The sequence below is a fragment of the Lentzea sp. NPDC051208 genome, assembly GCF_040682435.1.
GTDB lineage: Bacteria > Actinomycetota > Actinomycetes > Mycobacteriales > Pseudonocardiaceae > Lentzea > Lentzea kristufekii.
Window position 1 is genome coordinate 80,669 of record NZ_JBFBAW010000001.1, and the last position, 24,819, is coordinate 105,487.

A 24,819-nucleotide genomic window follows, 5' to 3' on the forward strand; every position below is an offset into this window, starting at 1 on the left:
CACTCATTGGTCAAGATCACGAGCGCCGGCTCAGGTGCCGAGCTGTTGGTCGATGAAGGCGAAGAGCTCGTCGTCGGACGCCTCGGTGAGGTCGGTCCGCGCCACAGCTCCGCGGGAAGGCGTTGGTGCGGCCCCGAAGTCCGCGACGAGCGCGTGCAGGCGCTCCAGGACGGCGGCGCGCGCCTCGCTGTCGTCGTCGAGGCCGCCGAGCACGTCGCGGGCCCTGTCGAGGTCGCGCAGCAGGGCGTCCGCCGCGTGCTCGGGGCCCGCCACCTCCGCCCACAGGTAGTTCGCGAGCGCCAGCGGTGTCGGGTGGTCGAAGATCAGGGTGGACGGAACCGACAACGACGCCGCCACGTCCAGGCGGTTGCGCAGTTCGACCGCGGTCAGCGAGTCGAAACCGAGCTCGCTGAAGGCGCGGTCCGGTTCGATCGTCGTGCTGCTCGGATGTCCCAGCACCTTGGCGACGACCTCGCGGACCAGGTCGAGCAGCACCCGGCGCTGCTCGGGCTCGATGAGCCCGGCGAGCCGTTCGCGCAGGTCCGGCGCCGCCGTCGGGGCGGGACCGTCCGCCTGCCGGCGGGGGATCTCCGCGAGGACCGGCGCGTGCCGCGAGGTGTCCAGGTAGGCGGGCCAGTCGAAGTCCGCCACGGTCACCGCGACGTCGCCCGCGGCCAGCGACTCGAACAGCGCGTCGACGGCGGCGCGCGGCGCCATCGGCCGCAGTCCCATCCGGCGCACGCCTTCGTCGACCGTGCCGGCCATGCCGCCCTCGGCCCACGGCCCCCACGCCACCGCCGTGGCGGGCAGCCCGTCGAAACGGCGCTGTTCGGCCAGGGCGTCGAGGTGCGCGTTGGCCGCGGCGTACGCGGCCTGGCCACCGTTGCCGAGCACCCCGGCGACCGAGGAGTACAGGACGAACGCGTCCAGTTCGAGGTGCTTGGTGAGATCGGCGAGGTGGTGGGCGGCGTCGACCTTGGGCCTGGCGACGGCGTCGAACCGCTCCGGCGTGAGACCCGCGATCAGACCGTCGTCCAGCACTCCGGCGGTGTGCACGACGACCCGCAGGTCGTCCAGCTCCGCGACGATCGGGGCCAGGGCCTCGCGGTCGGCCGCGTCGCAGGCGTGGATGCTCACCCGCGCACCGAGTCCGGCCAGTTCCGCGGCGAACTCCCGTGCTCCGGGGGCGTCCTCGCCGCGGCGTGACAACAGGACGAGGTGCTGCGTGCCCGCCTCGACCAGCCGCCTGGCCACCACGGCTCCGAGCGCCCCCGTGCCGCCGGTGACCAACGCGGTACCGCTGGTGGTCCACGTTCCGGTGACGGGCTCGGCGGCGACGAGGCGCCGGGCGTACACGCCGGACGCGCGGATCGCGACCTCGTCCTCGCCGCCGGACAGGACCTCCAGCAGCCGCGCGACGGAGCGGGCGTCCGGAACCTCCGGCAGGTCGACGCAGCCACCCCAGGAACGGGGTTGCTCGATCACCGCGACCCGGCCGACACCCCACACCTCGGCCTGCTGGGGCGAGGTGACGCGCTCCTGCCCGCCGACCGCGACCGCTCCCCGCGTGGCACACCACAACCGGGTGTTCTCCTGCAGCAGCGCCGCGGCCGCCTTGCCGTCGCCGACGAAGGCGAGGACGTTGCCCTCGCGGGCGTCGGCGGGGCTGACGACGGTGGTCCCCAGCGCTTCCGCGGCAGCCCGCGGCCAGGCGTCGTCCTGATCCGCCACGACCGTCCACGAGCCGGTCGGCTGGCCTGCCGCGGTCGGGACGGATGTCCACCGGATGCGGTGGCGCCAGTCGTTCGCACGCTGGACCGGTTCGGGCGCGAGCCAGAACCGTTCCCGCTCGAACGGGTAGGTCGGGAGGTCGACCAGCTCGGCACCGGTGCCCGCGAAGATGCCGGGCCAGCCGAGCTTGACGCCGTGGGCGAACAGGGTGGCCTGCGCCTGTGCGGCGGTGGTGACCTCGTCGCGGTTCTTGCGCTGCACGGGCAGGAACAACCCGTCGGGCACGCAGTCGGCGCCCAGCGCGGACAGCGCCGCGTCCGGGCCGATCTCCACGAAGCGGCGGACACCCGCGCTGTGCAGGGTGGCCATGCCCTCGGCGAAGCGGACGGTCCCGCGGACGTGCCGCACCCAGTACTCCGGGTCGGTGATCTGGTCAGCGGTGGCGACCGCGCCGGTGAGGTTGGAGATCAACGGGATGCGCGGCGCGGCGTACTCGACGTCACGGGCGATCTCCCGGAACCCGGCGAGCATGTCGTCCATGAGGTGCGAGTGGAAGGCGTGGCTCACCGCGAGCCGCTTGGAGCGCTCGAACCGGTCGGCCATCCGGGTGACGGCCTCCTCGTCACCCGACAGCACAAGTGACTGCGGGCCGTTGACCGCCGCGATGCTGACGCCGGGGATCAGCTCGATGTCGGCCTCCGCGGCCCTGACCGCGACCATCGCGCCGCCCGCCGGCAACGCCTGCATGAGCTTGCCGCGGGCGGCGACCAGCCTCGCCGCGTCCTCCAGCGACCACACGCCCGCGAGGTGCGCGGCGGTCAGCTCGCCGATGGAGTGGCCGAGCAGGTAGTCGGGCCGCACGCCCCACGACGTCACGAGCTCGGCGAGCGCCACCTCGAACGCGAAGAGCGCGGGCTGGGTCACCGCCGTCTGGTCGAGGGCTTCCGGCACGGTGCCGTGCACGACGTCCAGCAGGGAGAAACCGGTGTGCTTGTCGAGGTGTGCCGCCACCTCGGCGAGCTTCTCCGCGAACACCGGGTAGGCGGACAGCTCGCGTCCCATGCCGAGCCGCTGCGCCCCCTGACCGGTGCACAGGAACGCGACCTTCCCGGTGGTCCGCGTGCCGGTGACCACCTCGGGTGCCGGTGCACCGGACGCCAGGGCGGCCAGCCCTTCCTCCCCGAAGACCACCGCGCGGTGCGCGAGCGCGGCGCGGCCGGTGGCGAGGGTGAAGGCGACGTCCACGGGGTCCAGTCCGGGCACCCGGCGCACGAGGCGCTCCGCTTGCCTACGCACCGCCTCGGCGCTGGTCCCCGAGAGCACCCAGGGGACGCGGGCCATCGGTTCGGCCGCGCGCTCAGGGGCCGTCCGCGGCGGCGCCTCGCGGAGGATGACGTGGGCGTTGGTGCCGCTGATGCCGAACGACGACACCGCCGCGGTGCGCGGGTGGGCGGCAGCGGGCCAGTCGCGGTGCTCGGTGAGCAGGCGCCCGTTGCCCGAGCTCCACGAGATGGCCGGTGAGGGCTCGGTGACGTGCAGCGTGCGCGGCAGCTCGCCCCGGCGCAGCGCCTCGACCATCTTGATGATCCCGGCGGTTCCGGCGGCGGACTGGGTGTGCCCGATGTTGGACTTGATCGAGCCGAGCCAGAACGGCTCCTCGCGGTCCTGGCCGTAGGTGGCGAGCAGGGCGTCGGCCTCGATCGGGTCGCCGAGCTCGGTCCCGGTGCCGTGCGCCTCGATCACGTCCACCTCCCCCGCGGGCAACCGGGCGTCGGCGAGCGCGGCACGGATGACGCGCTGCTGCGACGGGCCGTTGGGCGCGGTGAGACCGTTGGACGCGCCGTCCTGGTTGACCGCGGAGCCCTGGATCACCGCGAGGACGTGGTGACCGTTGCGCTCGGCGTCTTCGAGCTTCTCCAGCAGCAGGACTCCCGCGCCCTCACCGAAACCGGTGCCGTCGGCGGAGGCGGAGAAGGACTTGCAGCGGCCGTCCGGGGACAGCGCGCGCTGCCGGGAGAACTCGACGTAGGTGTCGGCGATGGCCATGACGCACACACCGCCGGCGAGGGCCATCGAGCACTCGCCCGTGCGCAGCGCCTGAACGGCGAGGTGGACGGCGACCAGCGACGACGAGCAGGCGGTGTCGACCGTCAGCGCGGGCCCCTCCAGGCCGAGCGTGTAGGCCACCCGACCGGACAGGACGCTGCCCTGGGTCCCGTTGCCCAGGAAGCCCTCGACGCCTTCGGGCAGCTCCCCGACGCCGGCGCCGTAGTCGCCGTACATGAGCCCCGCGAACACACCGGTCGCGCTGCCCTTGAGGGTCGTCGGGTCGATGCGCGCGTGCTCCACGGCCTCCCAGCTGATCTGGAGCATCAGCCGTTGCTGGGGGTCCATGGCCAGCGCCTCGCGCGGCGAGATCCCGAAGAAACCGGGGTCGAAGTCGCCGGCGTCGTGCAGGAAGCTCCCCTCGCGGGAGTACGAGGTGCCGCGGTGGTCGGGATCGGGGTGGAACAGCTCGCCGAGGTTCCAGCCGCGGTCGGCCGGGAACGCCGACACCGCGTCGGTGCCGGCCGCGACCAGCTCCCACAGCGCCTCCGGCGAGTCGACGCCGCCGGGATACCGGCAGGCCATGCCGATGATCGCGACCGGCGCGTGGGCGTCGTCGACCAGCTTCCGGTTGCGCGCGGCCAGCCTGGTGCTCTCCTTGACCGACTCCCGCAGTGCGGCGACAAGTTCTTCGTTGGAGGGCATCAGGAGTTCTCCGAACCGGGGGTGAGTGACACGAACTCGTCTTCGGTGGCCGCCATGACGCGCTTCACCAGCTCGTCGGCGTCCATCTCGTCGATCAGGTCGGCCTCGATCGGCTCCTCGTCGGCGACCGGGTCGTCCACCGCGGCGACCGGCTCGGCGAGTCCCGGCAGCAGCGAGAGGACGAAGACGGCCACCGCGCGTGGCGACGGGTGGTCGAAGACGACGGTGGCGGCCAGGCGCAGCCCGAACATCGTGTTGAGCTTGTTGCGCAGGTTCACGGAGCTGAGCGAGTCGAAGCCCAGCTCGGTGAACGCGCGCTCCGCGTCGATCAGCGCTCCGGAGCTGTGCCCCAGCACGTCGGCGACCTGGTCCAGCACGGCGTCCAGCACCGCGTCCTGCCGTTCGGCCGCGGGCAGCGCTGCCAGGCGTTCGACGAGGGAGCGTTCCCGCGCCTCGCGCGAGGTCACGTTCCGCCGTCCGGCCGTGCGCACCAGGCCGCGGAGGACGGCCGGGATCTCGGTGGTGCGCGCCAGGCGGTTCAGCACGGTGAAATCGATCTTCACCGGGACGGCCAGCGCGTCGTCCACGGCCAGCGCCGTGTCGAAGGCGCGCATGCCTTCCGCGCGGTCCAGCGAGCCGAAGCCGTCCCGGCCAAGGCGGTTCACCTGTGCGTCGTCCAGGTGGACCGTCAGGCCCCGGTCCTGCTGCCACGGTCCCCAGGCGAGCGATCGCGCGGCAAGACCGCGGGCGCGGCGGTAGGCGGCGAGCGAGTCCAGGAAGCAGTTGGCCGCGGCATAGCTGCCCTGCCCGGGAGAGCCGAGGACGCCGGCTGCCGACGAGTACAGGACGAAGTGCCGCAGACCCAGGGCCTTCGTGAGTTCGTGGAGGTGCCACGCCGCGTCGACCTTGGGGACGAGCACGCCCGCGAGTCGTTCCGGGGTGATCGTGGTGACCACGCCGTCGTCGAGCACACCCGCGACGTGGACCACGCCGGTCAGCGGATGCTCGGCCGGGACACGTCCGAGCACGGCGGCGACGTCCTGCCGGTCGGCGGCGTCGCAGCGCTCCACGACGACGTGCGCGCCCAGGGCCGTCAGTTCGTCGCGCAGCTCCGCCGCTCCCGGTGCGTCGAGCCCGCGGCGGCTGGTCAGGACCAGGTGCCGGACGCCGTGCTCGGTCACCAGGTGCCGGGCGGCCAGCGCCCCCAGGTCCCCGGTGCCACCGCTGACCAGCACGGTGCCGTCCGGGTCCCACGTCGCCGGGTCGTCGGCGGCCGCGGCGGGAACCAGACGTGGCACCACCAGCTCACCACCGCGTGCGGCGACCTGGGGCTCACCGGTTCCCAGAGCCGCACCGACCGTCTCGACAGGACCGTCGAAGAGGACGAACCTGCTGGGGTTCTCCGACTGGGCGGAGCGGACCAGACCCCACACCGCGGCGGATGCGGGACACGGTGCGCCGGGATCGGTCGCGCCGCTGGTCCGCACGACCAGGGTCGCCGCGGCGAACCGGTCGTCCTCGAGCCAGGTGCGCAGGACGCCCAGCACGGTCGCGGTGAGCCGGTGGGTGTCGGCGACCGGGTCGTCGCCGGACAGCGCCGAGAACACGACGTTCCCCTCGACGGCACCGTCGGCGGCCAGCTCGGAGTAGTCCGTCCAGGGCAGGGTCTTCTGCGCCCGCGTGCCCTGCCATTCGACCGCGTACAGGTTCTCCCGCGTGTCCGCGCTCCGCAGCTGGCCCGCGGTGACGGGCCGCACGGCGATCGACTCGACGGAGATCACCGGTTGCCCGGCGTCGTCCACCGCGGACAGCGTTCCGGAGCTCCCGTCCGCGTCCGTCAACCGGACCCTCAGCGTGCGGGCACCGGTGGCGTGCAGCGAGACACCGCCCCAGGAGAACGGGAGTGCGGCGGACTCGTTCGCGCCGGGAGCCAGGAAGAGGGTGTGCAACGCCGCGTCGAGCAGGGCTGGGTGGATCGTGAAGCCGTCGGCACCGGCGTCCGGCAGAGCGATCTCGGCGAAGACCTCGCCGTCCCGCCGCCACGCCGCCCGCAGTCCCTGGAACACGGGACCGTAGCCGAAGCCGGAGTCGGCCAGGCGGTCGTAGAAGCCGTCGAGGGCGACGGGAGCCGCGCCGCTGGGCGGCCACTCCCCCGGTACCCAGTCCTCGCCGGTGGCGGTGGGCCGCAGCCATCCGTCCGCGTGGCGGGTCCACGACTGCCCCGCGGGGTGCCGGCTGTGGACGGAGATCGGGCGGCGGCCGTCCTCGTCGGCGTCACCCACGACCACCTGCAGCGCCAGGGGGACCTCCGAGCTCAGCAGCACCGGCGCGTGCAGGGTCAGTTCCTCGACCGTGCGGCACCCGACCTCGTCACCGGCGCGGATCGCCAGTTCGACCAGCGCCGCCCCCGGCACGATCACCGTGCCCATGACGGCGTGGTCGGCCAGCCAGGTGTGGGAGGAGAGCGACAGCCGTCCGGCGAACAGCGCCCCGTCCCCGTCCGCGGGCAGGATCGACGCCTCGAGCACCGGGTGCTCCGCCGAGACGAGCCCGATCGCGCTCAGGTCGGCGGGACCGTCGTCGTTCGCGAGCCAGTACGGGCTGTTCTGGAACGCGTAGGTGGGCACGTCGACGCGTCGAGCACCCGTGTCGCCGAAGAACGCCGTCCAGTCGATCCGCGCTCCGCTGATGTGCAGTCGCGCCACCATGGTGGCCAGGTCCAGGTCCTCGGCGTGGTCCTTGCGCAACGACGGGACGAACGCGGCGGCGTCCGGCCGTTCCACGATCTCCATCGCGGCGGCGGTCAGCACGCCGTTCGGGCCCACCTCGACGTAGCGGGTGACGCCTTCCCGTTCGAGCAGGCTCACGGCGTCCGTGAACCGGACCGGCTGGCGGATGTGCCGGACCCAGTACTGCGGATCGCCCACCTCACCCGCGCCGACCTGCTTGCCGGTGAGGGTGGAGATGATCGGGATGCGCGGCGCGGAGTAGGTGAGCTCCGCGGTCGCCCGGCCGAACTCGTCGAGGATGCCGTCCATCAGCGCCGAGTGCGACGCGTGGCTGACGACGAGTTTCTTGGCCTTGCGCCCTCGGTCCTTGAACCGCTGGGCGATGGCCATGGCGGTCTCCTCGTCACCGGAGATCACGACCGACGTCGGCCCGTTCAGCGCCGCGAACCCCACCAGCCCGGTCAGCTCGGGCGCGACCTCCTCCTCCGAGGCCTGGATCGCCACCATCGCGCCGCCCGGCGGCAAGGAGTTCATCAACCGGCCGCGGATCGCGACGATGCGCGCGGCGTCGGCCAGCGACCAGACGCCGGCGATGTGCGCCGCGGCGAACTCGCCGATCGAGTGCCCTGCCACGTAGTCGGGGACGACGCCGAGGGACTCCAGCAGCCGTGCCACCGAGACCTCGATGGCGAACAGCGCGGGCAGCATGTAGTCGATCCGGTCGAGCAGAGCGGAGTCCTCCGCGAACATGACCTCGCGCAAAGGCCGTGGGAGGTGGGCGTCGAACTCCGCCGTCACGGTGTCGAAGATGGCGGCGAACGCGGGGTGGGCGGCGCACAGGCTGCGGCCCATGCCCAGGTACTGCGCCCCTCCGCCGGTGAACAGGAAGGCGGTCTTGCCGCCGCTGGCGCTGCCGTGCAGGACCTGGTCGCTCCTGCCGCCGTCGGCGAGGACGGCCAGGCCGTCGAGGAGGCTGTCCCGGCCGGTGGCGAGCACGACACCGCGGTCGGCGAGCGCGGTGCGGCCGGTGGCGAGCGAATAAGCGATGTCGAGCGGGTTCGCGGCGTGGTTACCCTCCACAAAGGACCTCAGTCGCCGCGCCTGCGCCGAGAGCGCCTCGCGGTTCGTCCCGGACAACACAACGGGAACGGGCGTGTGCCTGCGGCCGTCGGGCCGGTCCTCGGCGTCCGCTTCGGCGGGCACCTCTTCGAGGATCAGGTGGGCGTTGGTCCCCGAGATGCCGAAGGACGACACGGCGGCACGGCGTGGCTGGTCCCGCCGGGGCCACGCCTGAGCTCGCGTCAGCAACTCGACGGAACCCGACTGCCAGTCCACGAACGGCGTCGGAGTGTCGACGTGCAGGGTCTTGGGCAACGTGTCGTGCTGCAACGCCATCACCATCTTGATGACGCTGCCGACACCCGCCGCGCACTGCGTGTGGCCGATGTTGGACTTCAGCGAACCCAGCCACACCGGCCGGTCGCCGGGGCGGTCCTGCCCGTAGGTCGCGAGGACGGCCTGCGCCTCGATCGGGTCGCCGAGCCGGGTGCCGGTGCCGTGCGCCTCGACCACGTCGACGTCCCTGGTCGACAGCCGGGCATCGGCGAGTGCCTGCGCGATAACGCTTTTCTGGGCCGGCCCGCTGGGTGCGGTGAGCCCGTTCGACGCACCGTCCTGGTTGATCGCCGAACCCCTGATGACCGCGAGCACCTTGCGGCCGTTGCGCCGGGCGTCGGAGAGCCTCTCGAGCATCACCATGCCGACGCCCTCGGACCAGCCGGTGCCGTCGGCGGACTCGGCGAACGACTTGCACCGCCCGTCGGGCGAGAGGCCGCGCTGACGCGAGAACTCGACGAAGACGCCGGGCCCGCCCATGATGTTCGCACCGCCCGCCAGAGCGAGGTCGCTCTCACCGCTGCGCAGTGCCTGCACGGCGAGGTGCATCGCCACGAGCGACGACGAGCAGGCGGTGTCCACCGAGACGGCGGGGCCTTCGAGCCCGAGGCTGTAGGCGATCCGGCCGGAGTGCACGGAGCACGTGGTGCCGGTGAGGAGGTACCCCTCCACGTTCAGGGCCTGTTCGTGCAGCCGCGGCCCGTACTCCTGCGACGAGACGCCGACGTACACACCGGTCTTGGTACCGGCCAGGGAGCCCGGGGCGATGCCCGCCCGCTCGATGGTCTCCCACGTGACCTGCAACAGCAGGCGCTGCTGCGGGTCCATCGCCAGTGCCTCGCGCGGGGAGATGCCGAAGAAGTCCGCGTCGAACTGGTCCGCCGTGTGCACGAAGCCACCGGTGGTCGCGTAGCTGCTGCCGGAGGCTTCCGGATCGGCGTCGAACAACCCGTCCAGGTCCCACCCGCGGTTGGTCGGGAACGCGGAGATCCCCTCCCGCTCCTCCTCGACCAGTCGCCAGAGGTCCTCGGGGCTCTCGACGTCACCGGGATAGCGGCAGGCCATCCCGATGATCGCGATCGGTTCCCTGTCGCGGGACTCCGCCTGGCGCAGGCGCGTCCTGGTCTGCTGAAGGTCCGCGGTGAGCTTCTTCAGCAGGCCGACCAGCTTTTCTTGATCCGCCATCTCACTACCTCAAAAGGAATGTTGACCAGGACAGGGGCGTGCTCGGGTCAAGACAGGGGCTTGCTCGGTCAGGAGAGGCCGAACTCTCGTTCCAGGTAGTCGACGAGCTCGTCGGCCGACGCGTCCGCCAGGTCGCCGTCCGCGGCGTCGCCCGGCCCGGCTGCCGCCGCCGAGAAGGTCGACAGCAACTCCTCCAGCCGCAGCACGATCGTCAGGTGGCCGCCGTCCCCGTCGATCGCCTGCAGGCTCGTCTCCAGCCGGTCCAGCTCCGCGAGCACGGCGGCCGAGGACAACCTGGCGGCTCCCTGGGGAGCCAGCAGCTGCTTCAGGTGAGCCGCGAGCGCGACCGTCGTGGGGTGGTCGAAGACGGCCGTCGCGGACAGCCGCACCTCCGCCGCGGTGTTGAGCCGGTTGCGCAGCTCGACCGCCGTCAGCGAGTCGAGGCCGATGTCCGTGAACGGCTTGGTCGTCTCCAGCGCCGCCACGTCGCTGTGGCCGAGGACCGCGGCGGCGTGCCCGCGGACGAGGTCGACCAGGAAGGTGTTCTGCTCCGACTCCGTCAGGGAAGCGAGCCGTTCCGCCAGCGAGGACGCCTGGGGCGCCTCGGTGACCCGGCGGGGTGTGGCGCGACCCAGGTCGTGCCACATCTGGTTGATCTCGTTGTGCTTGGCGAACTTGCGCAGTGCGGCGCGATCGAGCTTCACCGGGACGGCGACGGGCTCGTCCGCGCGGAGCGCGTCGTCGAACAGGGCCATGCCCTCGGCCGTGGCCAGTGCGCCGAAACCCTCCTGGCTCATCGCGTCCAGGTCGGCGCGGGACAGGCCGGCTCCCATGCCGTCCTCCCACAGGCCCCACGCGTGGGCCTGACCGACGTGGCCGTGGCCGCGGCGGTGCTCGGCGACGGCGTTGAGGAACGCGTTGGCCGCGGCGTAGTTGGCCTGTCCCTCGGTGCCGGTGATGCTGCTGATCGAGGAGAACACGACGAACCGCGCCAGGTCGAGGTGCCGGGTGAGCTCGTGCAGGTGCCAGACCGCGTCCACCTTCGCGCGCTGCACGGCGTCCAGCCGCGCGGGCGTGAGCGATCCGAGCAGTCCGTCGTCGAGCACACCCGCGGTGTGCACGACAGCGGTCAGCGGCCGGTCCTGCGGGATGCCGTCCAGCACGCCGGTCAGCGCCTCGCGGTCGGCGGTGTCGCAGGCGGCGATGGTCGCGGTGGCACCGAGTCCGGCCAGTTCGGCACGCAGCTGCTCTGCGCCCGGCGCTTCCGTTCCCCGCCGGCTGATCAGCAGGAGGTGGCGGATGCCGTGCTCGGTCACGAGATGACGTGCGACCGCGCTGCCGAGCGCCCCGGTGCCGCCGGTGACCAGGACCGTCCCGTCCCGGTCCATCGGCCTGGGCAGGGTGAGCACCACCTTGCCGACGTGCCTGGCCTGGCTGATGAACCGGAACGCCTCCTGCGCCTGGAAGACGTTCCAGCTCTTGACGGGCAACGGTGTGAGCTCTCCGCGTGCGAACAGCTCGTCCAGCTCCGCCCAGATCTCCGCGATCCGGTCAGGTCCGGCGTCGATCAGGTCGAACGCCCGGTAGGTGACGTGCCGGTACCGCTCCTCCAGCTCGGCGGCGTCGCGGACGTCCGTCTTGCCCATCTCCACGAAGTGGCCACCGGGGGTGACCAGGCGCAGCGACGCGTCCACGAACTCGCCCGACAGCGCGTTGAGCACCACGTCGACACCGCGTCCGACGGTCGCCGCCGCGAAGACGTCCTCGAAGTCGAGGTCACGCGACGAAGCGATGTGCAGGTCGTCCAGCCCGGCTTCGCGCAGGACGTCCTGCTTGCCGGTGCTCGCGGTGCCGAAGACCTCCGCACCGAGGTGGTGCGCGAGCTGGGTCGCGGCCATGCCGACACCGCCCGCCGCGGCGTGGATCAGGACGGACTGGCCCTTCTCGAGCCGGCCGAGGTCGCACAGGCCGTAGTACGCCGTCAGGAACACCAGCGGCACCGCGGAGGCCTGTTCGAACGTCCACCCCTCCGGCATCCGGGTGACCAGCCGGCGGTCGGCGTCGGCGACGGGGCCGATCCCGCCGATGACCAGTCCCATCACCCGATCGCCCGGACGCAGGTCCGTCACCTCCGAACCGACCTCGAGCACCACGCCGGCGGCCTCGTTGCCGATCGTCCCGGCGTCTCCGGGGTACATGTCGAGCACGGTCAGCACGTCGCGGAAGTTCAGCCCTGCGGCACGGACGCCGATGCGCACGTCACCGGGCGCGATCGGTTCCAGCACACCGGGGTTGGCCGTCAGGACCAGGTGGTCGAGCGTGCCCTTGCCCGACATCCCCAACCGCCACGCGTCCGCTCCCGGCGGGGGTGACAGCCGGTCCTTGGCCGCGGACACGATCCGCGGCGCGAAGGCCTGGTCGCCGCGCACGGCCACCTGCTGTTCTCCCGACCCGATCAGCCTGCCCAGCAGCTCGTGCCCGATCGCCGCGCCGGGTTCGGCGTCGACGAGCAGGAAACGGCCGGGGTACTCCTGCTGCGCGGTGCGGACGAGGCCCCAGACGACCGCGGTCGCCGGGTCGTCCACCGTGGAGTCGACCGCGACCGCGCCCTCGGTCACCACGACGAGCTGGGAGCTCGCGAACCGGTCGTCCGCCACCCAGCGCTGGATGACGCCGAGCATCCGGTGCGACAGCCTGCGTGCCGCTTCGGGAACGTCCACGTCGCGATCCGCCGGGACGTGAAGCACGACGTGCGCCGGAGCCCGGCCGTCGACCGCCTCGTAGTCCGTCCACTCGACGGCGTCGCCGAGCACCGCCGGTGCCCACTCCACGCGCAACGACCAGTCGGTCTGCCGCAGCGGCTGCAACCCTTCGGCGGAGATCTCCTTCAGCACCAGGGACTCCACGGTCATCACCGGCTCGCCGGCGCTGTCCGCCACCCGGATCGACCAGGCGTCACCGCTCTCCTCGCGCAGCCTGACCCGCAGTGCTCCGGCACCGGACGCGTGCAGGGTGACGCCGTTCCACACGAACGGCAGCGACAGCGGCGTTTCCTCGGCCAGGCCGATCGCGTGGAGCGAGGCGTCCAGCAGCGCCGGGTGCAACCCGTAGTCCGGGTGGCTGGTGTCGTCGGCGATCGTCACCTCGGCGAAGACGTCGTCACCCAGCCGCCACGCCGCGGTCAGCCCCTGGAACGCGGGACCGTAGGACAGGCCGGTGCGGGCGAGCTCCTCGTACCGGCCGGTGACCGCCACCGGCTCGGCTCCCGCCGGTGGCCACTCCCGGAGGTCGAAGTCCGGCGCGGGCGCGGCGGGCACCAGGGAGCCCGTGGCGTGGCGCGTCCAGGGATCTCCGGTGAGGGAGCTCGCCGGACGGGAGTGCACGCTGATGGAGCGACGACCGTCCGCGGCGGCGGGACCGATCTGAACCCGGAGGTCCACCGCGCCCGACTCCGGCAGCACCAGCGGGGTCTGGAGGGTCAGCTCCTCCACGGTGCCGCAGCGGACCTCGTCCGCGGCGCGGACGGCCAGTTCGACCAGGCACGCGCCGGGCACGATCACCTGGTCCAGCACGACGTGGTCGGTCAGCCAGCCGTGGCTTCCACGGGAGAGGCTGCCGGAGAAGAGGAACCCGTCCCCTTCCGCGAACTCGACGGCCGCGCCGAGCAGGGGGTGCTCGGCGGAGGCGAGCCCGAGCCCGGCCGTGCCGGCCTGCGTGCGCGGCGCCTCCAGCCAGTACCTCTCGTGCTGGAAGGCGTACGTCGGCAACGAAACCCGCCGGGCACCGGGGAACATGGCGTCCCAGGCGATGGGCACGCCGTGCACGTGCAACCGCGCGAGCGCCGTGGTGAACGACTTGACCTCGTCGTGCTTCTTGCGCAGCAACGGAACGAAGACGCTCTCCTCCGCGCTCTCCGCGCCCAGTCCGGACAGGGAGCTGTCCGGGCCCAGCTCGACGAACCGCGTCACCCCGAGCTCCGCGCACACGGCTACCGCGCCGGCGAACCGCACGGGCTGCCGTGCGTGCCGGACCCAGTACTCCGGTGACGTCACCTCACCCGGCCCGACCAGGGCACCGGTCACGGTGGACACCATCGGCACCACCGGTTCGCGGTACTCGATCGACTCCGCCACCGCGCGGAACTCCTCCAGCATCGGCTCCATCAACACCGAGTGGAACGCGTGCGACACCGACAACCGCGTGCACTTCCGGCCCCGCGCGGCAAGCTCCTCGGCCGCCGCCAGCACCGGACCCTCCACACCGGACAGCACCACCGAACCGGAGCCGTTGACCGCGGCCAGCGACACCTCGTCCGACAGGAACTCCGCGGCCTCGTCCTCGCCGGCCCGCACCGCCACCATCACGCCGCCGGGCGGCAGTTCCTGCATCAACCGCCCGCGCGCCACGACCAGCCGGGCCGCGTCGCCCAGCGAGAACACCCCGGCCACGTGCGCGGCCGCGATCTCCCCGATCGAGTGCCCCACCAGGAACTCCGGCCGGACACCCCACGACTCCACCAACCGGAACAGCGCCACCTCGACGGCGAACAAGGCCGGCTGCGCCATCGCGGTCTGGTTCAACGCCTCCGCATCCGAGCCGAACACCACCTCGCGCACGCCCGGCAGCAACTCGCACACCTCGTCGAAGGCCGACGCGAAGACCGGGAACTCGTCGTACAAGCCGCGGCCCATCCCTGCCCGTTGCGAACCCTGGCCGGCGAACAGGAACGCCAGCAGTCCACTGAGGACAGTGCCTTCCACCACCTCGGCGCCGGCGCCTCCGTCGGCGAGAACGTCCAGGGCCGCCAGCAGTTCCTGGCGGTCCGCTCCGGTCACGGCGGCGCGTGCCTCCAGCCCGGCGCGAGTCGTGAGCAGCGAGAAGCCGACGTCCGCCGGGGACAGGGTCGTGTCGGCGCCGACGAACGCGCTCAGCCGCCGCGCCTGCTCCCGCACCGCCGCCGGGGTCTTGCCCGACAGCACCCAGGCGGTCCTGGCGCCGGAGGTGCTCTGGGCCGTCGCGCGGGCGGGAACGTCCGCCTGGTCCGGAGCCTCGAGGATCACGTGCGCGTTGGTGCCGGAGATGCCGAACGAGGACACGCCCGCCCGCCGCGGCCGGTCGAGCGCGGGCCACGGAACCTGCTCGGTCAGCAGCGACACCGCACCGGTGTCCCACTCGACGTGCGGCGTCGGGGCGTCCACGTGCAACGTCGCGGGCAGCGTCCCGTTCCGCATGGCGAGGACCATCTTGATCACGCCCGCGGCACCGGCGGCGGCCTGCGTGTGCCCGAAGTTGGACTTGACCGAGCCCAGCCACAGCGGCGGTCGTCCGGCACGGTCCTGCCCGTAGGTCGCGAGCAGTGCCTGCGCCTCGATCGGGTCACCGAGCCGGGTGCCGGTGCCGTGCGCCTCCACCGCGTCCACGTCCGAAGTGGACAGACCGGCGTTGGCCAGCGCCTGCCGGATCACCCGCTGCTGCGACGGACCGTTCGGCGCGGTCAGGCCGTTCGACGCGCCGTCCTGGTTCACGGCGGAGCCGCGCACCACCGCCAGCACCTCGTGGCCGTTGCGCCGCGCGTCGGACAGCCGCTCCAGCACGAGCACGCCCACACCCTCGGACCAGCTGGTCCCGTCGGCGGCGGACGCGAAGGACTTGCTGCGCCCGTCGGCGGCCAGGCCGCGCTGGCGGGAGAAGTCCACGAACGTCTCGGGCGTCGCCATGACCGTGACGCCGCCTGCCAGAGCCAGCGTGCACTCCCCCGAGCGCAAGGCCTGCGAGGCCAGGTGCAGGGCGACGAGCGACGACGAACAGGCGGTGTCGACCGTGACCGCCGGCCCCTCCAGGCCCAGCGTGTAGGCGACCCGGCCGGACAGCACGCTGGCCGAGGTGCCGGTGCCGATGTAGCCCTCGACCTCTTCGGGGATCGAGCCCAGGCTGTGGGCGTAGTCGTAGTACATGACGCCGGCGAAGACGCCGGTCCTGCTGCCCTTCAGCGACGTGGGGTCGAGTCCGGCGTTTTCGAGTGACTCCCACACGACCTCCAGCAGCAGGCGCTGCTGCGGATCCATCGCCAGCGCCTCGCGCGGGGAGATGCCGAAGAACTCTGCGTCGAACGCGTCCGCCTCATGCAAGAACCCGCCTTCGCTCGCGTAGGAGGTGCCCCGGTGGTCTGGATCGAGGTGGAACAGGGTGTCCAGGTCCCAGCCGCGGTTCACCGGGAAGCCGGAGATGGTGTCCGTGCCCGACGCCACGACGTTCCACAGATCCTCGGGAGAGCCCACCCCTCCCGGATAGCGGCACGCCATGCCGACGATCGCGATCGGCTCGTCCGTCGCGGCCGAGGTGAGGACCGGAGCGGCCGGATCGGGCTCGTCGTCGGAGAGCTGGGTGTGGATGAACGTCGCGAGCGCGGCGGGCGTCGGGTGGTCGAAGACCACCGTGGCCGGAAGCCGCACGCCGACGGCGGCGCCCAGGTTGTTGCGCAGCTCGATCGCGGTCAGCGAGTCGAAGCCCAGGTCGGTGAAGGCCTTGTCCTGGTCGACGCGGTCCGCTGAGGCGTGCCCCAGCACGGCGGCGACCTGGTTGCGCACCAGGGCGAGCAGCGCCTTCTGGTCGGCCTTCGCCGTCCCCGCCCGCTGCGGGCCCGCCGCCGGCGAGGTACCGGCGGCGGTGCGCCGCGACCTCGTCCTGACCAGGCGCTCGAGCAACGGCGGGAGAAGGGCGTCGCGGGACCGTGCCTCGAGAGCGGCCAGGTCGAACCGCGCGGTGACGGTGAGTGGCAAGTCGGAGGCCAGCGCGGCATCGAACAACGCGAGGCCCTCGTGCTCCGCCAGCGCCGGGAAACCCTGCCTGGCCGCCCGGTCGGCTTCCGCCGGGGTCAGACCGCCGCCCATGCCCAGCTCCCACAACCCCCACACGAGGGACTGGGCCGGGAGGCCGGCCGAGCGGCGGTGCAGCGCCAGCGCGTCGAGGAAGCTGTTGGCTGCGGCGTAGTTGCCCTGCCCGGCACCTTCGAAGAGTCCGGACGTGGAGGAGTACAGGGCGAACAACCGCAGGTCGAGGTGACTCGTCAGCTCGTGCAGGTGCCAGGCGCCGTCGACCTTCGGGCGGAGCACGCCCTCGACGCGCTCCTCGTCGAGCGAGGTGACGACGCCGTCGGCGAGTGAGCCCGCGGCGTGCACCACGCCGACGAGCGGGCGTTCCGCCGGAATGGCTCCGATGACGGATTCCAGGGCCGCGCGATCGGCGACATCGCACGCGCTGATGGTGACGTGCGCGCCGAGCCGGGTGAGTTCGGCGCTCAGCTCGCCGGCTCCTGGCGACTCGGCGCCGCGACGGCTGGTCAGCACCAGGCTCGTCACCCCGTGGGCCGACACCAGGTGTTTGGCCAGTGCTGCTCCGAGCCCGCCGGTGCCACCGGTGATCAGGACGGTGCCGTCGTCAGGCAAAACCCGCTCGGCGCCGACCGCGGCAGGGGCGCGCACGACACGTGGTGCGAGCAGGACGCCCTCGCGCACGGCCAGCTGGGCTTCACCGCACCCGGCGGCGGCACCGACGAACTCCTCGGGGCCGTCGAGGAGGACGAACCGCCCGGGGTGTTCGGCCTGCGCCGCGCGCACCAGACCGCACACCGCGGAGGAGCCGACGTCGGTCACGTCCGGCCCGGCCGCGCCGGTGGTCACCACGACGAGACGGGATTCCGCGTACCGGACGTCGGCGAGGAAGTCCTGCACGGCCGCGAGCACGGTGCGGATGGCCTCACGCGCGCCGGCCGGACCGTCGCTCTCCGGCGAGACGAACAGGGCGAGCACACCAGGGGCGGCGTCCACCGCGCCGTAGGTCGTCCACGCCGGTGCGTCCCCGGCGGGCACGGACACCCAGTCCACTGTGTACAGACTGGTGGAGCCACCGCTCAGCGCGGCCGCGGACGGCGCACGGGACACGAGCGAGTCGACCGTGAAGACCGGCGCACCCGCCGGGTCGACGGCGTGCAGACCGACCTCGTCGGCGCTCTTGACGGTGATCCTGACGCGGAGCGACGTCGCGCCGGTCGCGTGCACCGACACGCCGGACCAGGAGAACGGCAGCCGTGCCCGCCCGTCGTCGTCACCGGCTCCGCCGAACGCGATCGCGTGCAGGGAGGCGTCCAGCAGGGCGGGGTGGACGGCGAACTCCGCCGCGGCCACCCCGGCCGGCTCCGGCAGGGTCACCTCGGCGAACACCTCGTCACCGGCGACCCACACCCCGCGCAGCCCGCGGAAGACGGGGCCGTAGGCGAGACCGGTGGCGGCCAGGTCGTCGTAGACGCCGTCGAGCGCGACCTCCCGCGTTCCGGCGGGCGGCCACGACGTCGTGGACCACTGGTGCGGTGCCGACGGCTCCACCGCCAGTGCACCGGATGCGTGCAGGACCCACTCGTCGGACCCGGACAGCCTGGAGTGCACGCTGAACGCGGACCTGCCGGCGGAGTCGACAGGGCTGGACCGCAGCTGCAGCTGCACGGAGTCGGAGTCCGCGAGCACCAGGGGTGCCTGCAGGGTCAGCTCCTCGACCGCGGCGCACCCCGCCTCCTCGGCCGCTCGCACCGCCAGGTCGAGCAGCACGGCCCCCGGGACGACGACGCGGCCGAACACGACGTGGTCGGCCAGCCACGGGTGCGTCGCGAGGGACAGCCTTCCCGTGAGCACGTGGCCTTCCCCGCCGGCCAGTGCGACGGTCGCGCCCAGCAACGGGTGGTCGCCGGGCTCCAGGCCCAGCGCGGCCGCGTCGACCGCGGCCGATCCGGAGAGCCAGAAGTGCTCGCGCTGGAAGGCGTAGGTGGGCAGTTCGACGGTGGTCGCGGACGCCGGGAACACCGCGGGCCAGTCGACCTGGGCGCCGCGCACGAAGGCGTGGCTCAACGCGCTGAGCGCCTCGATCTCCTCCGGGCGGTCGCGGCGCAGCACGGGCCGGAACAGCACGCCGGCCTCGTCCGTGAGGCAGTCGGCGGCCATCGCGGAGAGCACACCGTCGGGGCCCAGTTCCAGGCACGTCGTGACGCCGGCCGACTCGATGACCCGCACGGCGTCGTGGAACCGCACCGCCTCGCTGACGTGCGCCACCCAGTAGTCCGGTGTGGACACTTCCTCCGGGTGCACGAGACGGCCCGTGACCGTGGAGACGAACGGGATGGCCGGAGCGGAGAAGGAGAGGAACTCGAGGAGCATGCGGAACTCGTGCAGCATCGGCTGCATCAACGGGGAGTGGAAGGCGTGGCTGACGTTGAGGCGCTTGGCCTTGCCGCCCTGGGCCTGCCACCGGCCGGCGATCCCCAGGACGACGTCCTCGGCGCCGGAGAGCACGACGGAGCGCGGTCCGTTGACCGCCGCGATGCCCGCGGCGTGCTCGTGCCCGCTCAGCAGGCTCAGCGCTTCCTCTTCCGTCGCGCGCAGCGACACCATCGCGCCGCGCGCCTCGAGCTCCTGCATCAGCCGCCCGCGGGCGGCCACCAGGGTCGCGGCGTCCTCGAGGGTGAGCACCCCCGCCACGTGCGCCGCGGCGATCTCGCCGATGGAGTGCCCGCTGACGTAATCGGGCTTCAGGCCCTGCGACTCGAGCATCCGGTACAGCGCGACCTCGATCGCGAACAGCGCGGGCTGGGCGTAGGAGGTCTGGTCGATCAGGGCGGCGTGCTTGCTGCCCGCCTCGGCGAACAGCACCTCCAGCAACGGGGTGTCCAGCTGGATGTCCAGGTAGCCGCACGCGTCGTCCAGCGCACGGGCGAACACCTCGTTGCGCTCGTACAGCTCAAGCCCCATCGCACGGCGCTGGGAGCCCTGGCCCGCGAACAGGAAGGCGAGGCGGCCGGTACCCGCGACGTCCTGGAGAGCGGCGGTCGTGCCGATCACCGCGTCGAGGCCCGCCAGCAGCTCGTCGCGGCCGCGGCCGACGACGGCGGCGCGGTGGTCGAGGGCGGCGCGGGTGGTGGCGAGCGACAGCCCGACGTCGGCCGGGCTGAGCGCCGGGTCGCTGCCGACGAAGGTCTTCAGCCGTTCGGCCTGGGCGCGCAGGGCGTCCTGCGTCCTGCCCGACAGCACCCAGGAAACGGCGACGTGATCGGCGTCTTGACCGTCATCGATCCGCTCGTCCTCCGCAGCCGGGGGTTCTTCGATGATCACGTGGGCGTTGGTGCCGGAGATGCCGAAGGACGAGATCCCGGCACGGCGCGGGCGGTCCGTCGCCGGCCACGGCTGTGCTTCACCGAGCAGCGAGACGGTGCCCGCCGACCAGTCCACGTGCGGCGTCGGCCGTTCGAGGTGCAGCGAGCGCGGCAGGGTTCCGTGCCGCATCGCCATCATCATCTTGATCACGCCCGCGGCGCCCGCGGCCGCCTGGGCATGGCCGATGTTCGACTTGATCGAACCGACCCACAACGGCTTGTCCGCATCGCGCTCCCGGCCGTACGTGGCGAGGAGCGCCTGGGCCTCGACCGGGTCTCCCAGGCGGGTGCCGGTGCCGTGGGCCTCGACGGCGTCGACGTCGGCGGCGGCGAGCCCGGCGTTGGCCAGCGCCTGGTGGATCACGCGCTGCTGCGCGAGGCCGTTCGGTGCGGTCAGGCCGTTCGAAGCGCCGTCCTGGTTGATGGCCGACGCGCGCACGACCGCGAGCACGGGATGGCCGTTGCGCCTGGCGTCGGAGAGTCGTTCCAGCGCGAGGATTCCGACGCCTTCGCCCCATCCGGTGCCGTCTGCCGACTCGTCGAAGGACTTGCACCGTCCGTCCGGTGCGAGCCCTCGCTGACGGGAGAAGGCGACGAAGTTGCCGGGGGTCGCCATGATCGCCACGCCACCGGCCAGCGCGAGGTCGCACTCGCCGGACTTCAGCGAGTGCGCGGCGAGGTGCAGGGCGACGAGGGAGCCCGAGCAGGCGGTGTCCACGCTCAGGGCGGGACCTTCGAGGCCGAGGACGTACGCGATGCGACCGGACACCACACTCGTCGCGTTGCCCGTCAGCAGATGCCCTTCCGACCCTTCGGGAGCGTCCGCCAGTCGCGGACCGTACTCCTGGGGCTCCACCCCGATGAACACACCGGAACGGCTGCCGCGCAACGAGGTGGGGTCCACACCCGCGCGTTCCAGCGCCTCCCAGGAGACCTCGAGCACCAGACGCTGCTGGGGGTCCATGGCGGTCGCTTCACGCGGGGAGATCCCGAAGAACTCGGCGTCGAACTCCCCCGCCGCGTCCAGGAACCCGCCGTGCCGGCTGTAGGTCTTCCCCGCCTTGCCCGCGTCCTCGTCGTAGATCCCCTCGACGTCCCAGCCGCGGTCGGAGGGGAAGCCGGCCACGGCGTCGACGCCCTCGTCGACCAGGCGCCACAACCCCTCCGGCGAGTCGACCCGCCCCGGGAACCGGCAGCCGACACCCACGATCACCACGTCGTCGTCGTGCTCGATGAGCGGGAACGCGGACGTGGACCCGAGCGGGTCGTCACCGGCTCCCAGGCGCGTGGCCAGTGCCATCGGGCTCGGGTGGTCGTAGACGACGGTCACGGGCAGCTCGAGGCCGGTGGCCGCGACGAGACGCGCGTGGAGCTCGACCGATGCCAGCGAATCGAACCCGAGGTCGAGGAACGACCGGGTGCCGCTGCCCACCGGCGGTGCGCCGGGCACCATGTCGGCGAGAACTTCCGCGGTCACCCGCATGACGAGATCGCGCAGTGCGTGTGCCGCCTCGCCCGAGTTTCCCGCGGGCAGCTCGTTTCCCCGGTCCACCACCTCGCCGGTGGCAGGACGGAGGTCATCGAACTCGCTCAAGTGCGCACTCCCCAACTACTCCGTGGGACGTCAGTGATGGCGACCAACAATGCAAGGCGATCCCGCCAAAACGCATCGGGACGCAGAACTGCTGTAACGTAATCACAGGTCGAGCACTTGGGGGATGTGAAGATTCCATCCGACGACCACCGGGGAAGAACTCCCCCTCCACCCGGACGGATCGGCGCGGCGTGCACACCCCGGACGTGACCTCCGTAATTACTTGGCGATGACCGGGACGCGGAACCGCTCCATTACTCCGCAGACCCGCCCGACATAGGATCCATTCCTATTTCTCCGTGGCCGCAAATACAGCATCTCGCCACTGCGGCGCAGGCCGAGACCAGGTAGTTCCAAATGCATTTGGAGGCGTCGCCATGAGCCGCACAGCAGTCGTGTTCCCGGGAATGGGTCCGTCGAAGTTCGGCGATGTCGGCAGGTTCATGACGGTCAGTCCGTTCGCCCGGCGGAGGCTGGCCGAAGCGGACGCCGCGCTCGGGTATTCACTGCTCGACGAGCTGCGCTCCGGGCCCGACGAGTACAGCGCGGCACAGCAGATCGCGTTCCTGGTCAACTCCGTCGCGATGGCCGACTGGATGGAGAAGTCGCTGGGCTTCCGTCCGGACATGTGCGTCGGATCCAGCTTCGGCGAGCGCGCCGCGGTCGCCTATTCGGGAGCCATGCCGTTCGCGGAGGTCGTCAGGCTCACCGCCGAGCTGGCGCGGTGCGAGCTGGACTACTTCCGGGAGGAACACCGGGACCTGGTCAGCCAGCTGGTCGTGCGCACGCCGCAGGAACGGCTGGACGACATCCTCACCACCATGTCGCAGGACGACGAGTGGCACGAGATCTCCGGGTACTTCGACGACACCGTTCACCTCGTGACGATGCACGAGAAGCATCTCGAGGCGTTCAAGCGCAAGATCAGCGACTGCGGCGGCTACTCCTTGACCACGATGCGCCCCGCCGCTCATGCCCGTGTTCTGGCGCCGTTGCGCGCCCGGATGCGGGAAGAAGTCTTCGGGAAGTTCTCCTTCGCCGCGACGACGACGCCGATCATCTCGGACCAGGACGGCTCGCTGATCAGCGGAGGAGCCGAGGTCGGCGCGATGCTCGAGGCGTCCACCGTCAACCCGGTGCACTGGGGGCACATCCACGACCGGATGGTGAGCGAGGGCCTGACGAGGATCTGCGTGGCAGGGCCGGACTTCCTGATCCACCGGCTGGGGATCCTGAGGAAGAACTTCGACGTGGTGACGGCCGGCCCGAAGGACGCTTTGAAGTCCCGCCGACCCAGCCGATAAGCCTCGAAAGACCGATCAGAGCCCGTTTTCTGTCCCATCGGGACTAATCAGGCCTCCGCAACACCCAGGCAGGTTCGCCCTTTTTACTCGCGGCCCCATGACGTCCATGTTACACGACAAATCACCCGCAGTGCCCATCTCGTCGCTGAAAGCGACACTTTCGCTGCGTCCGCCTCCAGCGCGCTCACCACTGACCGCAGTTCCGTCACACCGCTGAGATACGACGAATCATCGAGGTTTCAAAAAATGGGATTCATGTCGATTGTCACAGAGGACGAGCCGGCCCCGACCGCGGGTTTGTCCCCGGATTTTCCCTTCGTCTACGACGACTGGCTGAACCACCGGGCCGGACTCGGTGCCGTGCCGGCAGAGCGGCACGGCACCGAGGTGGCGGTCATCGGCGGAGGAATCTCGGGCATGGTGGCCGCCTACGAGCTCATGAAGCTGGGACTGCGACCGGTCGTGTACGAGATCGAGGAACTCGGCGGGCGGATGCGCACCGTCGGGTTCGAGGGACACCCGGAACCGAGGGCGGAACTGGGATCGATGCGATTCTCGCCGTCGGCCACCCTGTTCCACTACGTGAACAAGCTGGGCCTGAAAGCCGTACCGTTCCCCAACCCGCTGGCCGACGCCACCCCCAGCACGGTCATCAACCTGCGCGGTGAAACGCACTGGGCGCGCGGTCCCGAGGACCTTCCCCTGACGTTCCAGCAAGTCTCCGACGCGTGGTCCAAGGCGTTGCACGAAAAGGCCGACCTGCCGGTCATGATGGGAGCGATGGAGCGGCGCGACATCTCCGTGATCAAGGCCTTGTGGAACCGCACGGTCCGCGAACTGGAAAACCAGTCGTTCTACGGCTTCCTGACCTCCACAGCGGCGTTCTCGTCCTTCGAACAACGGGAGATCTTCGGCCAGGTGGGCTTCGGGTGCGGCGGGTGGGACACCGACTTCACCAATTCCGTGCTCGACGTCCTGCGAGTCGTCTACACCGAGGTCGGTGACAAGCAGTACCGCATCATCGGCGGCAGTCAGCAGGTTCCGATGGGATTGTGGCGGCACGAGCCGGAAGACCTCGTGCACTGGCCCGCCGGCACCTCGCTCGCACGACTGCACGACGGAACGCCGATGCCGGGTGTGTGCAGGATCGGCCGCGGCGACGGTGGCGCCGGTTACCGGATCGAGGACGTGTCCGGCGGTGTGCGCGAGTACCCGGTGGCCGTCTTCACGGCTCAGAGCTGGAACCTGCTGTCCCGGATCCAGTGCGACCCCGATCTGTTGCCGTCCGACCTGTGGACCGCCGTCGAACGAACCCACTACATGGGCTCGTCGAAGCTCTTCGTGCTGACCGACCGCCCGTTCTGGCGCGACCGCGACGAGAGGACCGGTCGCGACGTCATGGGCATGACGCTCACCGACCGCCTGCCGCGGGGCGTCTACCTGTTCGACGACGGACCTGACGAACCCGGCGTGATGTGCCTGTCGTACACGTGGAACGACGATTCCCTGAAGGTCGCCACCCTCACCGCCGAGGAGAGGCTGGAGGTGGTCCTGGCGTCGCTCGCCCAGATCTACCCGGACGTCGACATCCGTTCGCACATCATCGCGCCGCCGGTCTCGGTCACCTGGGAGACCGAGCCGAACTTCATGGGCGCGTTCAAGTCCAGCCTCCCAGGCCAGTACCGGTACCAGCGCGCGTTGTTCACCAACTTCATGCAGGACGGGTTCGACGCGAAGCACCGCGGTTTCCTCATGGCGGGCGACGACATCTCCTGGCTGGGAGGTTTCGCGGAGAACGCCGTGGAAACGGCGTTGAACGCGGTCTGGGGCGTGATGCGTCATCTCGGCGGCGCGACCCACCCGGACAACCCCGGGCCAGGTGACCTCTTCGACGAGCTGGCGCCGGTCGTCATCTGAGACGCGTCCCAGGTCGTG

5 protein-coding genes are annotated in these 24,819 nt (G+C 71.7%); 2 read left to right on the forward strand and 3 right to left on the reverse strand.

Features of this window, described 5'->3' with window-relative positions:
• Window positions 1-30: 30 nt before the first annotated feature.
• The 3 genes from AB0M48_RS00190 to AB0M48_RS00200 all read right to left on the reverse strand — a co-directional run bounded on the left by AB0M48_RS00190 (window position 31) and on the right by AB0M48_RS00200 (window position 21,580).
• The gene (locus AB0M48_RS00190) at window positions 31-4,482 is read right to left on the reverse strand and encodes a type I polyketide synthase (RefSeq protein ID WP_363834607.1); all 4,452 of its coding nucleotides are present in this window, start codon (window positions 4,480-4,482) and stop codon (window positions 31-33) included.
• Window positions 4,482-9,791, reverse strand: coding sequence for a type I polyketide synthase (locus AB0M48_RS00195; RefSeq protein WP_363834610.1), 5,310 nt, complete (start codon window positions 9,789-9,791; stop codon window positions 4,482-4,484). Before AB0M48_RS00195 ends, AB0M48_RS00190 begins: the two co-directional genes overlap by 1 nt.
• 68 nt (window positions 9,792-9,859) lie before the next feature.
• Window positions 9,860-21,580 carry an SDR family NAD(P)-dependent oxidoreductase gene (locus tag AB0M48_RS00200; protein ID WP_363834614.1) on the reverse strand — a complete coding sequence of 3,907 codons (11,721 nt, stop codon included), beginning with the start codon at window positions 21,578-21,580 and terminating at the stop codon, window positions 9,860-9,862.
• A 377-nt stretch (window positions 21,581-21,957) separates the two neighbouring features.
• Here AB0M48_RS00200 and AB0M48_RS00205 point away from each other — a divergent pair, with 377 nt between their 5' ends.
• Together AB0M48_RS00205 and AB0M48_RS00210 are read left to right on the forward strand one after the other, a co-directional pair.
• Window positions 21,958-22,884 (forward strand): acyltransferase domain-containing protein, encoded by a 927-nt coding sequence (locus AB0M48_RS00205; RefSeq protein ID WP_363834617.1) that lies wholly within the window; start codon window positions 21,958-21,960, stop codon window positions 22,882-22,884.
• 255 nt (window positions 22,885-23,139) lie between these two features.
• Complete coding sequence (locus tag AB0M48_RS00210) at window positions 23,140-24,801, forward strand: FAD-dependent oxidoreductase (RefSeq protein ID WP_363834619.1); 1,662 nt, start codon at window positions 23,140-23,142, stop codon at window positions 24,799-24,801.
• The last annotated feature ends 18 nt before the right edge of the window (window positions 24,802-24,819 follow it).

What these genes read in the sequence shown, in the direction of transcription:
- AB0M48_RS00190 (WP_363834607.1), bottom strand. Translation starts at nt 4,482, where the DNA reads ATGCCCTCCAACGAAGAACTTGTCGCCGCACTGCGGGAGTCGGTCAAG.
- AB0M48_RS00195 (WP_363834610.1), bottom strand. Translation starts at nt 9,791, where the DNA reads ATGGCGGATCAAGAAAAGCTGGTCGGCCTGCTGAAGAAGCTCACCGCG.
- AB0M48_RS00205 (WP_363834617.1), top strand. Translation starts at nt 21,958, where the DNA reads ATGAGCCGCACAGCAGTCGTGTTCCCGGGAATGGGTCCGTCGAAGTTC.
- AB0M48_RS00210 (WP_363834619.1), top strand. Translation starts at nt 23,140, where the DNA reads ATGTCGATTGTCACAGAGGACGAGCCGGCCCCGACCGCGGGTTTGTCC.